This is a genomic window from Streptomyces sp. ISL-94 (genome assembly GCF_018614075.1).
Lineage (GTDB): Bacteria > Actinomycetota > Actinomycetes > Streptomycetales > Streptomycetaceae > Streptomyces.
In genome coordinates this window covers 30598-46193 of the sequence record NZ_JAGGOZ010000009.1, presented here as the reverse complement: position 1 = coordinate 46193, position 15596 = coordinate 30598, and the positions used below count along the sequence as shown (strand labels likewise).

The 15596-nt window shown below is 71.0% G+C and carries 10 protein-coding genes; 5 read left to right on the top strand and 5 right to left on the bottom strand.

Features of this window, described 5'->3' with window-relative positions:
* Positions 1 to 125 precede the first annotated feature (125 nt).
* From J7E94_RS02770 to J7E94_RS35575, 5 genes are read left to right on the top strand one after another with little or no spacing between them, the layout of a single operon-like run.
* Positions 126 to 1310 carry a CDP-alcohol phosphatidyltransferase family protein gene (locus J7E94_RS02770; RefSeq protein WP_215011989.1) on the top strand — a complete coding sequence of 395 codons (1185 nt, stop codon included), beginning with the start codon at positions 126 to 128 and terminating at the stop codon, positions 1308 to 1310.
* Positions 1307 to 5743 carry a glycosyltransferase gene (locus J7E94_RS02765; protein ID WP_215011988.1) on the top strand — a complete coding sequence of 1479 codons (4437 nt, stop codon included), beginning with the start codon at positions 1307 to 1309 and terminating at the stop codon, positions 5741 to 5743. The genes J7E94_RS02770 and J7E94_RS02765 overlap by 4 nt, the downstream gene beginning before the upstream one ends.
* Positions 5744 to 5764: 21 nt before the next feature.
* Positions 5765 to 6532, top strand: a complete 768-nt coding sequence (locus J7E94_RS02760; RefSeq protein WP_215011987.1) for a rhamnogalacturonan acetylesterase — start codon at positions 5765 to 5767, stop codon at positions 6530 to 6532.
* The gene (locus J7E94_RS02755; RefSeq protein WP_215011986.1) at positions 6529 to 7245 is read left to right on the top strand and encodes an Ig-like domain-containing protein; all 717 of its coding nucleotides are present in this window, start codon (positions 6529 to 6531) and stop codon (positions 7243 to 7245) included. The genes J7E94_RS02760 and J7E94_RS02755 overlap by 4 nt, the downstream gene beginning before the upstream one ends.
* Positions 7229 to 8503 (top strand): phosphodiester glycosidase family protein, encoded by a 1275-nt coding sequence (locus J7E94_RS35575; RefSeq protein WP_215011985.1) that lies wholly within the window; start codon positions 7229 to 7231, stop codon positions 8501 to 8503. Before J7E94_RS02755 ends, J7E94_RS35575 begins: the two co-directional genes overlap by 17 nt.
* Positions 8504 to 8598: 95 nt before the next feature.
* Here J7E94_RS35575 and J7E94_RS02745 read toward each other — a convergent pair whose 3' ends face one another.
* From J7E94_RS02745 to J7E94_RS02725, 5 genes are all read right to left on the bottom strand, one after another.
* Positions 8599 to 10728: a 3-hydroxyacyl-CoA dehydrogenase NAD-binding domain-containing protein gene (locus J7E94_RS02745; protein WP_215011983.1), complete on the bottom strand. Its 2130-nt coding sequence runs from the start codon at positions 10726 to 10728 to the stop codon at positions 8599 to 8601.
* Positions 10725 to 11951, bottom strand: coding sequence for an acetyl-CoA C-acyltransferase (locus tag J7E94_RS02740; RefSeq protein WP_215011981.1), 1227 nt, complete (start codon positions 11949 to 11951; stop codon positions 10725 to 10727). The genes J7E94_RS02745 and J7E94_RS02740 overlap by 4 nt, the downstream gene beginning before the upstream one ends.
* 528 nt (positions 11952 to 12479) lie before the next feature.
* Positions 12480 to 13763 (bottom strand): ribonuclease D, encoded by a 1284-nt coding sequence (locus tag J7E94_RS02735; protein WP_215011980.1) that lies wholly within the window; start codon positions 13761 to 13763, stop codon positions 12480 to 12482.
* 140 nt (positions 13764 to 13903) lie between these two features.
* Complete coding sequence (locus J7E94_RS02730) at positions 13904 to 14566, bottom strand: response regulator transcription factor (RefSeq protein WP_007267191.1); 663 nt, start codon at positions 14564 to 14566, stop codon at positions 13904 to 13906.
* A gap of 274 nt (positions 14567 to 14840) precedes the next feature.
* Positions 14841 to 15497 (bottom strand): DUF3000 domain-containing protein, encoded by a 657-nt coding sequence (locus tag J7E94_RS02725; RefSeq protein ID WP_215011979.1) that lies wholly within the window; start codon positions 15495 to 15497, stop codon positions 14841 to 14843.
* Positions 15498 to 15596 lie beyond the last annotated feature (99 nt).

Here is a 15596-nt window from a genome sequence, read left to right as displayed (position 1 = left end):
CCCTTTACCTAAAACATAGGTGAACGTTCGGCGTCACGGTGGCGGCTCTCGCTGTCGCCCGTGCTCGTGGTTCGAGCGTTGGCGCCGCTGGAGGCCAGGTTCGCGCCATTGACGACTGAGGGGTTATGTCCAAGCTGTCACTGAAGGCCGTCCAGAAGCTGACCTGCAAAAAAAGGGACGCCTGGTGGACGGTCCTTCTGGTCGACCCGATAGCGACCCGCCTCGTCTGTCTGTTCGCCCGGTGGAACTTCGTGACGCCCAACCGCGTGACATGGGCCGCGCTCTACGTCGGCCTCGGCTCGGCCTACTTCTTCCTGCAGGGTGACTGGGCGTCCCTGTGCATCGGCGCGGGCCTTTACCACGTCAGCTTCATCCTCGACTGCATCGACGGCAAGCTCGCCCGCCTCAAGGGCAACGGCACCATCTTCGGCGGCTGGCTCGACTACGTCTTCGACCGCATCCGCGTGCTCTTCTGCGCGCTGGCCCTGATGGGCGGGCAGTTCCTGCTCCACGACGAGGAGGTCTACCTCCTCGCGGCCCTCGCCGTGATCTTCCTCGACATGCTCCGCTACGTCGACGCCCTCCAGATCTACAAGATGCGCATGTCCATGCGGAACAAGATCGAGGCGGTCACCCTCGCCCGGCAGGCGGAGCAGGGGCTCGCGGAGGAGGAGCGGAAGGTCGTCTTCATCGAGGACCTGCTGCGCGAGAACCCCCTGGGCGAGGCCGACGCCCTCAAGCGCGAGAAGGCCGAGGTCGACCAGGCCGAGGTCATCGACCTGCACCAGCAGTTCCGCGAGCGCTTCCCCTGGTACGCACGGGTCCGCCACGCCCTGGTGCAGAGCCGTATCCGGCCGCACCTCATCAGCGGCATCGAGTTCCAGATGTTCATCTTCATCGTCGGCCCGGTCATCGGCCACGTGCTGTGGACCACGGCCGTGTCGGCCGTGCTGATGGGCGCCTTCGAGCTCGTCATCATGTTCAAGTTCTGGCTCTCCACCCGCGACTTCACGCGCACGATGGAGCGCCTCGACCCGGGCAACACCCCGTCGCGCGCCGGCTCCATCGCCCCGCACCTGCACGCGGGGCGCCACCGCCGCCGCAGCGAGGACGACGACGCGCGCCTGATGCAGGCCGCCCAGATGTTCCCCGCCCCCGAGGCCTACGAGGACCCGGGCTTCCAGCCGTACCCGTCCCCCTACCCGGACGAGTACACGGGCAGCGTGACCGACACCATGCAGTTGTCCAAGATCCCGTCCCAGGCATCGCCGCGACCGGGCTACGCCGAACCGGAGCGCCACCCCAGATGAGTTTCCCGGTCGACATATCGCAGTACCGCGTCACCATCGTCATCCCGGCCTTCAACGCGAGCGCCACGCTCGCCCGGGCGCTCCAGTCGGCCCTGGCCCAGACGCACCGCGGCGTCGAGGTGCTCGTCGTCGACGACTGCTCCACCGACGGCACCCTCGGGGTCGCCCGTCAGTTCGCCGGCCAGGACGGCCGGGTCCGCATCATCGAGCGGCCGCACAACAGCGGCGGCTGCGGCGCACCCCGCAACAACGGCATCGAAGCCGCCTCCGGCCAGTTCGTGATGTTCCTCGACGCGGACGACGAGCTGCCGCTCAAGGCCGTCGAGACGCTGCTCTCCTCCGCCCTCACCACGGGCTCCGAGGTCACCGCCGGCCGTGTCGTGCGCATCAACATCGCCACCGACGAGATCACCGTATGGCAGCCGCAGCTGTACCCCGCCGACCAGACGGTGGCGGGCCTGGGCGCCATGCCGGAGCTCTTCGAGGACCCGATCGCCGCCGGCAAGCTGTACCGCCGCGACTACCTCGACAGCTTCGGCATCCGCTTTCCCGAGGGCGTCTTCTTCGAGGACACGTACTTCTCCACCGTCGCGAACTTCCACGCGCGCTCCCTCACCATCGTCGCGAGCCCCGTCTACCGGTGGATGTGGGAGCGGGACTCCGACCAGCCGTCGATCACCAACCGCCGGGGCGAGCTGCGCAGCATCCGCGACCGCATCCTGGTGCACCAGTACACCGACCAGTTCCTGCACAGCGTCGGCCGCCCGGACCTGCTGGCCCGCAAGGCCGCCAAGTTCCTCTCGCACGACCTGCGGCTCTACACCCCCGAGCTCCGCACCGGCGACCGCGCCTACCACACCGGCTTCCTCGCGGCGGTGGCCCCGTACCTGCGCACCCTGGAACCCACCACGTACGAGCTGTGCGGACCCATGGAGCGGGTGCGGGCCTTCGGCCTGATGCACGGCCGGGTCGACATCGCCGTCTCGGCCTCCGACTACATGCGGCGCCGCAGCGTCATCAGCTCCGACATCGTCGAGCGCGACGGCCGGGTGTTCTGGTCCGCCTCGCTGCTCGGCCACCCCGAGGCCGAGCGGTTCCTCGACGTCACCGAACTCGAGCTGACGGGCCAGAAGCTGGCCGACGCCCGCCTGTACAACCAGGCGTCGGCGATCGAGACCGTCGACGGCGAACTGCACATCCAGGGTGCGATACGCAACCAGTTCGGCCGGGTCGGCCCCGGCGACAAGGTCGAACTCGTCGCGGTGCTGCGCCGCCGCAGCACCAAGACCGACCACCGCTTCCCGGTCTCCGGCGTGGAGGTCGACGGAGACTGGATCCGCTACCACACCACCGTCGACCTCACCTCCACGCTGGGCAAGGCCGACCGCGCGGGCCACTGGAACTTCTTCGTCCAGCTCCGCCACGGCGGCGAACGCGCCTCCACCGCCCTCAACATCAGCGGCATCGACGTCAGCGCCCTGCGGTACACGTGCGAAACCGGGGTCCTGGAGGTCTACGAGACCGTCAGCGGCAATCTCGGCATCCGCCCGGAGACCGAGGAACGCCAGGTCAAGGACTCCGACCGGGGCACGCCCTGGCTGTGGTGGAAGGACGCCCCGCCGCCCGACTTTCCGGCGGCGGCGGAGCAGTACGCCGCCGCGGTCGTGGTCCACTGCCACAACGACGAGTACCACCTGCGGGAGTTCCTCTCCTCGCTCGTCGCCCAGCGGGCTTTCCCCCGCACCCAGGTGGTGTTCGTCGACGACGGGTCGAGCGACAGCACCGCGCGGCAGCTGGCCGCGTTCACCTCCTACTATCCGAATGCGGTCGTCGTCCACCAGCCCCCCCTCGGGCTGCGCGCCGCCTGCGACAACGGCCTCCAGTACGTCGTGGCGCCCTACGTGATGCTCGCGCGGGCGCGGGACATCCTCGGCGAGGACGCCCTAGGCCGGCTGCTCGCCGCCGCCCGCCGGGTGAGGGGAGCCGACGTCGTCGTCGGCGAGACCGACAACTTCCCCGGCCCCCCGCGCAGCGAGGACGAGCCCTGGCAGCGGTACTTCGAATCCGCCGCCAAGGTGCGCAGGCTCGCCGACGCCCCCTATCTCGTCTTCTCCACCTCGCTCGGCGCGAAGCTGTTCAAGACCTCGCACGTCCGCGAGCACGGCTTCCACTGCGGTAAGGGCCCGGGCCCCGAGGACGACTACTTCACCGTGCCCGCGCTGCTCTACTCGCGCGCCGTGGCCGTCGCGCCCGGAGCCCGCTTCTACGCGCGCGAGGAACGCCAGCAGAACTCGCTCTTCGACCGCCCGTGGAACGACCCGGTCAAGACGACGGACCGGATCCGGCTGGCCGCCTACGTCCTCGCGTCGGTGGAGGGGGCCCCGGACCGCGTGGTCCGTCTGGCCCAGCGCTTCATCGTCCGCACCCTTCAGCCCTATGTGCGCAACATGCACCGCATCATGAGCAGGCCGGAGCTCGCCGCGGCCCTGCCCCCGCTCACCTCGGTGTACTCGCGGATACCCGACGACCTCATCCTCCAGTACGCCGTACAGCCGCTCGCCAGGGTCCAGCACCACGCGATCGTCACCGGCAACCTCGACCTGTTCGCCGACCCGCTGCGGACGCCCGACTACCTGCCCACCCTCTTCCTCGACGACGAGGGCATCTACCGGCGCCTCGCCGGCGACCCGGTCCGTACCACGCTGCTGCGCGTGCCGCGGGCCAGCGCCGTCCTGGAGACCTTCGAGTGGCAGGACGACGAGATCCGCTTCGAAGGACTCCTCGTCCTGTCCGGGACCGACATCAGCACGGCCTTCACCAACAGGATCCAGCTGGTCCTCTCCAACGGGCGGCGGGAGGTGGCCCTCCCGGTGGAGCAGGTCTACCGCCGTGACCGCTGGCGCACCCGCAAGAACCAGGACTGGCTCTCCGGCTGGCGGGCCACCGCCAGGCCGGGCGCGCTCGACTCACTGCGCAACGCCGACCTGACCCTCACGATCCGGGTCATCGACGAGGACCGCCACCACGACATCCGGATCGCGGCCCGGCAGATGCTGCACCGGTTCAAGGGCGTGCACACCGCGGGCGGGCAGCGCTTCGTGCTGTCCATCGACGACGAGCAGGTGGCCGTCCGCTGGGTGCGCGGGTTTTGGGCGCGGCGCAAGGACACGCTGCGCCGCTTCCGCTGGGAACTGCGCAATTCGCTGCCCGGCCGCCCGGGCTGGCGCACCCGTCTCATGTACTGGTGCACCTACCCCTACCTGCACGGCCGGGGCATCTGGATCATCGGTGAGCGCGAGGACACCGCGCAGGACAACAGCTACCACCTGTTCAAGTGGATCCGGCAGAACCGGCCGAAGTGCAAGGTCTACTACTCCATCAACGGGGACTCACCGGACTTCGAGAAGGTCGCGCCGTACGGACAGGTCATCGACCGGCTGTCCTGGAAGCACCGCGCCTACCTGCTGCACGCGGAGCGGCTGATCAACGCCTACGACCTGGAGGCCTACCTCGGCTTCCCGGGCCTGCACAAGCGCGCCTTCCTGCGCGGCTACGGCGACCTGCTGCGCTACAAGCGCGTGTTCCTCCAGCACGGCGTCGTCTACAACGACGTCGTGGCCTCGATCCACGGCCAGGCCACCAACGTCGACATGGTGCTGACCACGGGGCGCAGCGAGCGGTCGTACTACGCCGAGCACTGCGGCTACGGCTACGACCGCGTCGCGGCGACCGGCCTGCCCCGCTTCGACGCTCTGGAGCCGGTGCCGGGCCTGCGCCGCGTCCTGGTCATGCCGACCTGGCGCCGCGACATCGTGGCCCCCTCGTACAACAAGGCGGCCAAGCCCGAGATCCCGTTCGCGGCCTCCGAGTACTACCGGTTCTTCTCGGCCCTGCTGCGCAACGAGCGGCTGCTGAGCGCGCTCCAGTACTACGGGGTCGAGCTGGAGTTCATGCCGCACTACGAGATCCGGCCCTACCTCGGCCACTTCAAGATCGACCACCCGTCGATCACCGTGTCGACGACGGGCCGGGACGTCCAGCTCGCGATGCGCGAGTGCTCGATGCTGGTCACCGACTACTCGTCGGTGTTCTTCGACGTGGCGTACATGGGCAAGCCCATCGTCTACACGAACTTCGACGACGAGTCCTTCTACAGCAAGCACTACAAGCGCGGCTACTTCGACCTGGCGAGGGACGGTTTCGGTCCCGCCTGCCGCACGGTCGACCACGCCGTCCACGAGATCATCGCGACCATCGAGCGGAATTTCCAGGTGGAACCGCACTACCGGCAGCGCGCCGAGGACTTCTTCGTCCTGCGCGACACCTCCAACTGCGAGCGCGCGTACGACGTCATCGACACGATGGACGCGAACGTCGTGGGCGACCAGCGGGCGCTGCTGCACCTCGGAGCACACGGGTTCGGGGAGTTCTGAGAGAGACATGAAGGTCGCAAGATGACGGCAGTTTTCCTCGCGGGCGGATCCAGCGTCTGCGACCGCCCGCGCAGCATGGCTCCCATGATCGGCTGGGGTCAGGCCATGCCCCTGTTCATCCAGGGAGCGGACGTGATCAACTGCGCGCGCGCCGGCGCGAGCAGCAAGAGCTTCATGGAACGCGGCCGCCTGTCGTGGATCCTCGACCACCTCACCCCGGGCGACCTGCTGGTGGTCTGCTTCGGCATCAACGACATGAGGCCCGTGGATGGCCTGTACGCCGCTCCCTTCGGCGAGTACCAGTCCGTGCTGCGCAGGTACGTCACCGAGGCCCGCGACCGCGGCGCCCACCCGGTCCTCGTCACCCCGCACGAACGGCGGGTCTACGACCGGTTCGGCAACCTGCGCCGCCCGCTCAGGCTGTACCCCGCCGCGATGCGCGAGGAGGCGCAGCGGCTGGCCGTGCCCCTCATCGACCTGAACGAGTGGAGCGTCGGCTGGTGGCGCCGGCTCGGCCCCGACGGCACCCGGGACCTGTTCCTGCACCTCGAACCCGGGGAGCACCCCAACTACCCCGAGGGCATAGCCGACAACACCCACCTGCGTGCCCACGGAGCCGCCGAATGCGCCCGTTTCGTTGCGGGTGAGCTGCGCGCGCAGGGCCTTCTGCCCACCGACTGGTTCCGCAACCTCGAAGCCGTCATCGATGCCGACCGGGTCATCCCCTTCCTCGACGACGCCGTCTTCGAGCAGCTCACCAAGGAACGTGTCGCGGGAGGCATGAAATGACCGCGTGGTTCCCCCTGGTCCGCGCCTGGGTCGCGGACGGCCCGTACGGAGGCGTGCTCGACCTCGCGTCCACCGTCGATCCGGCACGCCCGCTCGTCCCCGGCCAGACGTTCCGGCTCGCCCTGACCATCACCCCGAGCGGCGGTGCCTACCGGACGTACGGCTACATCCTGGACGGGGACCTGAGCGACGCGGTCACCCTCACGGAACTCCAGGGCATGCGTCAATTGCCCAACGGGCGGTACGCGGCCTTCGCGTCCGGCACCGAGGCGGTCACGGCCACCTGCCTGGTCGAGGTCGGGCAGGACGCCGTGGACGGAACGGTCGTCCTGCCGCGCGTCGTCGTCGGCGTCATGCCCGCACAGGGCGACAAGCTCGTCGCCTCCGCGGGGATCGAGGACCAGGGCTTCCACGTGCGCCGCCGCGTGATCCCCGGCCGGACGCTGTTCCTGAACCCCGGCGGCCAGGCGACGCTGCCCGGCGCCACGGCCGACGGCCTGCGGCTGAGCGCGGTCTCGCCTGCCCGGTACGGCATGGTCGGCTGCGCCCCCGACGGCACCGTCACCTACCAGGCGCCGGCCTCGTTCCACGGCTACGACCGCTTCACCTGCACGTACGAGGACCAGGACGGGCATGCCACCGCCTCCCACGTGATCATCCGCATCGGCGACCTGGGCCTTTCACCGGGGGCGCTCAGTGTCCACCACGGCTGACCGCGCCCGCTGGGCCGCCGCCGCGCTGGCCCTCGCCCTCGCCCTCACCGGATGCTCGGGACCGTCCGCGGTGCCCGACGACGGGGCGCCCTCCCGCACCCCGGTCCAGGAGATCCCGCTGCCCGCGGGGGTCACCTACCGGGAGACGGTCCGCAAGCTCGACGGCAAGCAGCCCTCCCACGTCCGGATCCTCACGATCCACCCGGACGCGCAGGTCCGCGTGGCGGGAGCGCACGGCAGCTCCCTCGCGCGCGCCGAGACGGTCCGCGCCATGGCCGGCACGGCCGGGGCGCTGGCCGCGGTGAACGCCTCGTACTTCGACATCAGCGGCGGCAAGAACTACGGCGGCTACGACGGCGACCCGCTCGGCCTGTACGCCGAGGGCGGCCGGGTGCTCAGCGAGGCGACCAACGGCCGCCCGGCGCTGCTGCTCGGCTACGTCGGGGACCGGCTCGACGCCCGCATCCAGGAGGTTGCCACCCGCGGCGAGGTGCTCGCGCAGGACGGCGCGCGCGAGGAAGTGGACGGCATCAACCGGGTCCCCGGCCGCATCCTCGGCTGCGGCGGAGTCGGCGGCGACCGCGTCGACGTCACCGAGGTGCCGATGGAGGAACCCTACGGCGGCCTGTGCACGGACTCCGGCGAGCTGGTGGCCTTCACCGGCGACTGGGGGGAGCGCACCCCGCCCGGTCCGCCCGGCAGCATGGAGGCCCTGCTCGACGCCGACGGACGGGTGATGAGCGTGCGCAAGCCGGCCGGAGGCGCCGTACCCCAGAACGGCAGCACGCTCTACGCGATCGGAACGAGCACCGCATGGCTGCGCTCGCACGTCGAACCCGGCAGCGACGTCGTCCTCTCGACCGTGCTCAACGACACCGCGGGAACGCCCGTCTTCGGCGCAGTGGACACCGCCATCGGCGGCCGCTACCGGCTGCTGCGGGCCGGTGCCCCCGCCTTGGGCGACGCGGCCTCGTCGACCAAGAAGGCACCCCGTACGGCCGCGGGCGTCACCGCGGACGGCACGCTGCTCGTGGTGACCGTCGACGGCAGGGCGCCCGGGGTGGACGCCGGTGCCACGCTCAGCCAGACCGCGAAGCTGCTGGCGTCGCTCGGAGCCAGGGACGCCATCGGGCTCGACGGCGGCGGCTCGACGACCATGGTCGTGCGCGGGGAACTGCGCAACAGCCCCCGCGAGGTGGAAGGGGAGAAGGTCACCGAGCGGCCCGTCGCCAACGTGCTGGCCCTCTTCGACCGCTGAGCGCGGCGACGCCCTCGCCCCGTGCCGGAAACGGCGGATGCCGCACCACCCGCCGGGGTGGTGCGGCATCCGCCGTTCCGTGCGACTGCGACCGGTCAGACCGGGACGCTCGCCATGCCGGGGGCGAGGAACTTCTTGCCGTTCACACGCTCCGAGACACCCTCACGGTCCAGGTACGGCGTCACGCCGCCCAGGTGGAAGGGCCAGCCGGCGCCCGTGATGAGGCAGAGGTCGATGTCCTGGGCCTCGGCCACGACACCCTCCTCCAGCATCAGGCCGATCTCCTGCGCCACCGCGTCCAGGACGCGGTCGCGGACCTGCTCCTCGGTCAGGACGACATCGCCCTGTACCAGGAGGGCGGCGACCTCGGGGTCCAGCTCCGGCTTGCCGGAATCGTAGACGTAGAAGCCGCGCTTGCCCGCCTTGACGACGGCCGCCAGGTTCGGGGAGACCTTGAAGCGCTCCGGGAAGGCGCGGTTCAGGGTCTCGGAGACGTGCAGACCGATCGCCGGGCCGACGAGCTCCAGCAGCACCAGCGGGGACATCGGCAGGCCGAGCGGCTCGATGGCCTTCTCGGCGGTGACCACCGGGGTGCCCTCGTCGATGACGTTCTGGATCTCGCCCATGAAGCGGGTCAGGATGCGGTTCACGACGAACGCCGGGGCGTCCTTGGTGAGGACCGCGGTCTTCTTCAGCTTCTTGGCGACACCGAAGGCCGTGGCCAGCGAGGCGTCGTCGGTCTGCTCACCGCGGACGATCTCCAGCAGCGGGAGGATCGCGACCGGGTTGAAGAAGTGGAAGCCGACCACGCGCTCCGGGTGCCGGAGCTTGGAGGCCATCTCGGAGACCGACAGCGAGGAGGTGTTGGTGGCGAGGATCGCGTGCGCCGGGGCGACCGCCTCGACCTCCGCGAACACCTTCTGCTTGACGGACATCTCCTCGAACACGGCCTCGATGATGAAGTCCGCGTCCGCGAACCCCTCGGCCTTGTCCAGGACGCCGGTCACCAGGGCGGTAAGGCGGTTGGCCTTGTCCTGGTTGATGCGGCCCTTGCCGAGCAGCTTCTGGATCTCGGCGTGGACGTAGCCCACACCCTTGTCCACGCGCTCCTGGTCGATGTCGGTGAGGACCACCGGCACCTCCAGGCGGCGCAGGAACAGCAGCGCCAGCTGCGAGGCCATCAGGCCCGCGCCGACGACGCCGACCTTGGTGACCGGGCGGGCCAGGGACTTGTCCGGGGCGCCGGCCGGGCGCTTGGCGCGCTTCTGGACCAGGTTGAAGGCGTAGATGCCGGAGCGCAGTTCGCCGCCCATGATGAGGTCCGCGAGCGCGGTGTCCTCGGCGTCGAAGCCCTTCTGCAGGTCGCCGTCCTTGGACGCCTCGATGATGTCGAGGGCGCGGTAGGCGGCGGGGGCCGCGCCGTGCACCTTGGAGTCCGCGATGAAGCGGCCCTTGGCGACAGCCGCGTCCCAGCCCTCGCCGCGGTCGATCTCCGGGCGTACGACCTCGGTGGTGCCGTTCAGCACGTTCGCCGTCCAGAGCAGCGACTGCTCCAGGAAGTCGGCGCCCTCGAACAGCGCGTCGGCGATGCCGAGTTCGAAGACCTGCTTGCCGCGCAGCTGCTTGTTCTGGTTGAGCGAGTTCTCGATGATCACCGAGACCGCGCGCTCCGCCCCGATCAGGTTCGGCAGGATGGTGCAGCCGCCCCAGCCGGGAACCAGGCCGAGGAAGACCTCGGGGAGCGAGAAGGCCGGGATGGCCTTCGAGACGGTGCGGTAGGTGCAGTGCAGGCCGACCTCGACGCCGCCGCCCATCGCCGCGCCGTTGTAGTACGCGAAGGTCGGGACCGCGAGGGCCGACAGCCGCTTGAAGACGTCGTGGCCGCCCTTGCCGATGGCGAGCGCGTCGTCGTGCTTCTTCAGCAGCTCGACACCCTTGAGGTCGGCGCCGACCGCGAAGATGAACGGCTTGCCGGTGATGCCCGCGCCGACGATGGAGCCCGCGAGGGCCTCCTGCTCGACCTGGTCGACCGCCGCGTTCAGGTTGGCGAGGGACTGCGGGCCGAAGGTGGTCGGCTTGGTGTGGTCCAGGCCGTTGTCCAGCGTGATGAGCGCGAAGCGCCCGGCGCCGAACGGCAGGTCCAGGTGGCGGACGTGCGCGGACGTGACGACCTCGTCCGGGAACAGCTCGGCCGCGCCCTTCAGGAGCTCAGCGGTGGTGCTCACTTGGAGTCTCCCTCGGCGTTGAAGTTCGGGTTCTCCCAGATGACCGTGGCGCCCATGCCGAAGCCGACGCACATGGTGGTCAGGCCGTAGCGGACGTGCGGCTGCTCCTCGAACTGGCGGGCCAGCTGCGTCATCAGGCGCACGCCCGAGGAGGCGAGCGGGTGGCCGAAGGCGATGGCGCCGCCGTACTGGTTCACGCGGGCGTCGTCATCGGCGATGCCGTAGTGCTCCAGGAAGGCCAGCACCTGGACCGCGAAGGCCTCGTTGACCTCGAAGAGGCCGATGTCCTCGATGGACAGGCCGGCCTGCGCGAGGGCCTTCTCGGTGGCCGGGATCGGGCCGTAGCCCATGACCTCGGGCTCGACACCCGCGAAGGAGTACGAGACCAGGCGCATCTTGACCGGGAGGTTGTTCTCGCGGGCGAAGTCCTCGGACGCGATGATCGCGGCGGTGGCGCCGTCGTTGAGACCGGCGGCGTTGCCCGCGGTGACCCGGCCGTGGGTACGGAACGGGGTCTTCAGGCCGGCCAGGTTCTCCAGCGTGGTGCCCGGGCGCATCGGCTCGTCGGTGGTGACCAGGCCCCAGCCCGTCTCACCGGCCGCCTCGTTGGTGTTGCGCACCGAGATCGGGACCAGGTCCTGCTGGATCTTGCCGTCGGCGTACGCCTTGGCGGCCTTCTCCTGCGAGCGCACGGCGTACTCGTCGGCGCGGAGCTTGGTGATCGTCGGGTACCGGTCGTGCAGGTTCTCGGCGGTCATGCCCATGAACAGGGCGGACTCGTCGACCAGCTTCTCGGAGACGAAGCGCGGGTTCGGGTCGACGCCCTCGCCCATGGGGTGGCGGCCCATGTGCTCGACACCGCCGGCGAGGGCGACGTCGTACGCACCGAAGGCCACACCGCCCGCGACGGCGGTCACGGCGGTCAGCGCGCCGGCGCACATGCGGTCGATGGAGTAGCCCGGGACGGACTGCGGGAGACCCGCGAGGATGCCGGCGGTACGGCCCAGCGTCAGGCCCTGGTCGCCGATCTGCGTGGTCGCGGCGATGGCGACCTCGTCGATCTTCTTGGGGTCCAGGTCCGGGTTGCGGCGCAGCAGCTCCCGGATCGCCTTCACGACGAGGTCGTCGGCGCGGGTCTCGTGGTAGATGCCCTTCGGGCCCGCCTTGCCGAACGGGGTGCGGACGCCGTCGACGAAGACGACGTCCCTGACGGTACGAGGCACGTTGGCTCTCCTCCAGGTGCGGGTGTGCACTGCTGCGCGGGGGCGGCTCGGCCTGTCTTGCTGAGCGCCCGCTCACCCGGCCCATGCTACTTGCGAGTAACCGGTGTGCACACCCCCTCCCCGAGGAGCGGCGAAGGTCACACCCGGCCTCCGGCCGATCGGCACCGTCAGGGACACCGGATAGGGGCGGTTCGGGGACGGTGCGGCGGTGCGCCGAAGGCTCCGGGCCGGCGCGCGCCGATCCCGGCGTGGCCCCGGCGTCCCGGCCGGGCCGACCGGACCGAAAGGGCCCCGCCATGGCCGTCGTCACCACCGACCGCGGCCCGCGCCGGCCACCAGATCCCCTGAGAGAGGGTGTCCAAGCACGTGCACCGCCTGTCGCGCGAACGGCTCAAGCACACCGCGATCGACGGGCACACCCAGGGCGGCAGCTTCCTGATGGACAAGGAGGGCGACTGCACCCCCGCGCCGTGAACACGCGCAGGCCCCCGGCGGGAGAGCCGGGGGCCTGCGCGGGGCGGAGCGGGATCAGGCGGTCGCCGCCAGGGCGGTCACCAGCGCCGCCGTCACCTGCTCGATCTGCCAGGGGCGGGCGCCGTAGCCGGCCAGGGCCGTCGCCACCGTGTCGGCCTCCAGACGCTGTGGCGGCTCCCAGCACAGCCGGCGCACCGTGTCCGGGGCGATCAGGTTCTCCTGGGGCAGGTTCAGCCCCTCCGCCAGCGCCGAGACGGCGGTGCGGGCCGCCGACAGCCGGGCCGCGGCGGCCGGGTCCTTGTCGGCCCAGGAGCGCGGCGGCGGCGGACCGGACGGGGTCGCCCCGGGCTGCGGCAGCTCGCTCTCGGGCAGGACCCTCGCCCGGTCCACGGCGGCCATCCACTGGTCCAGCTGGCGCCGGCCCATCCGCTGCCCGTAGCCGGGCAGGGCCGACAGGGTGTGCACGTTCGCCGGGAGGGCCAGGGCGGCCTCGACGATCGCGGCGTCGCCCAGCACCTTGCCGGGGGAGACGTCACGCCGCTGGGCGATCCGGTCCCGCGACTCCCACAGCTCCCGTACGACCGCCATCTGCCGGCGGCGGCGCACCTTGTGCATGCCGGACGTACGGCGCCACGGGTCCTTGCGCGGCGGCGCGGGTGGAGCCGCGGCGATGGCGTCGAACTCCTGGCGGGCCCATTCCAGCTTGCCCTGCCGGTCCAGCTCCTTCTCCAGCGCGTCCCGCAGGTCCACCAGCAGCTCCACGTCCAGCGCGGCGTAGCGCAGCCACGGCTCCGGAAGCGGGCGGGTGGACCAGTCGACGGCGGAGTGGCCCTTCTCCAGCGCGTAGCCGAGCACGCTCTCGACCATCGCGCCCAGTCCGACCCGCGGGAAACCGGCCAGGCGGCCGGCCAGTTCGGTGTCGAACAGGGAGGTGGGCGCCATGCCTATTTCGCGCAGGCACGGCAGGTCCTGGGTGGCGGCGTGCAGGATCCACTCGGTGCCGGTCAGGGCCTCGCCCAGCGCGGACAGGTCGGGGCAGCCCACCGGGTCGATCAGCGCCGAGCCCGCGCCCTCGCGGCGCAGCTGCACCAGGTAGGCGCGCTGGCCGTAGCGGTATCCGGAGGCGCGCTCGGCGTCGACGGCGACGGGCCCGGTGCCCGCGGCGAAGGCCGCGACCACCCGGGCGAGCGCGTCCGCGTCGGCGACCACCGGGGGGATCCCCTCACGGGGCTCCAGCAATGGAATCGGCGGCCCATCGGACGAACTGACGACGTCGTCCGGGGGGCCGCCCCCGGTGGTGGTGCGCAGGTCTGCTGCGGTCTCTTGGGCGTCGGTCACCGGTCAAGGGTATCCGTGGATACGGGGCGCCCGTCGCCGGAACGTTCCGTCGACGGGCGCGATGAGTATGCGGGGAGTTTTCCGGGGGTATTCCGGACGGCGGTCCCGGCCTGCTATCCGGGAGTTCCGGCCGCCCGCGGTCAGTGGATGATCCCGGTCCGCAGGGCGACGGCGACCATCCCGGCCCGGTCGCCGGTGCCCAGCTTGCGGGCGATCCGGGCGAGGTGGGACTTGACGGTCAGGGCGGACAGGCCCATCGAAACGCCGATGGCCTTGTTGGACTGGCCCTCCGCCACGAGGCGCAGGACCTCGACCTCGCGGCCGGAGAGCTCTCGGTAGCCGCCCGGGTGGCTCGGGGCACCCGGGGGGCGGCGGTGCATACGGGCGGCGGCAGCGCCGATGGGGGCGGCGCCGGGCCGGGTGGGGAGTCCGATGTTGGTGCGCGTACCGGTGACGACGTAGCCCTTCACACCGCCGGCGAGGGCGTTGCGTACGGCGCCGATGTCGTCGGCGGCCGACAGGGCCAGGCCGTTGGGCCAGCCCGCGGCACGGGTCTCGGAGAGCAGGGTGAGACCGGAACCGTCGGGCAGGTGTACGTCGGCCACGCAGATGTCGCGCGGGCTGCCGACGCGGGGGCGGGCCTCCGCGATGGACGACGCCTCGATCACATCACGTACTCCGAGGGCCCACAGATGGCGGGTCACGGTGGAACGGACGCGCGGGTCGGCCACGACGACCATGGCCGTCGGCTTGTTCGGGCGGTAGGCGACCAGGCTTGCGGGCTGCTCGAGAAGAACGGACACCTAGGCCTCCTGGGGGAGTGGCGGGACGGCCGGCTCGGGGAAGGAAGCCGGTGCGAACCGTGCGGATGGTCACTGACTCCTTCGGCACGTCACCCGCCCGGCTTTAGGGAATGATCACGATTTGGTGAGTAACAATTCGGGCAATTCGGACGCACGATCGATCATAGGGTGATCAGAAGCCCACAACGGACGCCCTGTTCCGACACCCCGTTGCGGACTTCGACCGGCCGTTCGCTTCCAGGCCGGTCTCGGGCCCGGCCGTACGGCCCTGCGCCTACGGGTGGTGCGGACCGCGCCGCTGTGGCAGGGAGACCACGCCCGTCGCGCTGTCCGTCGGCCCCACCGGAGGCAGCCCCGCGACCTGGCACAGCAGCTCGCACCACGCCGCCAGGTGCGCCGAGGTGTCCGGCACCCCGCCCACCCCCTCGCGCGGTGTCCACGAGGCTCTGATCTCGATCTGCGTCGCCGGCCGCCGCTCCGCGAGCCCGCCGAAGTAGTGCGAGCTCGCCATGGTCACGGTCCCGCTCGCCTCCCCGTACGTCAGCCCGCGCGCGTCCAGTGCCCCCGTCAGCCAGGACCAGCACACCTCGGGGAGGAGCGGGTCCGCGGCCATCTCCGGCTCCAGCTCCGCCCGTACGAGCGTCACCAGGCGGAAGGTCCCCTGCCAGGCGTCGTGCCCGGCCGGGTCGTGGAGCAGGATGAGCCGGCCGTCGGCCAGGTCGTCCTCCCCCTCCACCACCGCTGCCTCCAGCGCATAGGCGTGCGGTGCCAGCCTCTGCGGCGGCTTCGTCGGGTCGATCTCGATCCCCGGACGCAGCCGCGCCTTCTTCAAGCCGTCGACCGCCCGGCGGAACGGGAGCGGGACGGAGCTCTCCTTCGCGCTGTCCATACCGTCAGCGCCATCTGAAAATCGTCCCTGAGCCGCAGCCATGCGGGGAAGACTAGGCGGTATGTGCGCCCGTACGGCGCAGGGACACCCGCGCCGGGCCGGGCACTTCTTCATACGTGCGAAGATTTGGGTCGTGAGCGC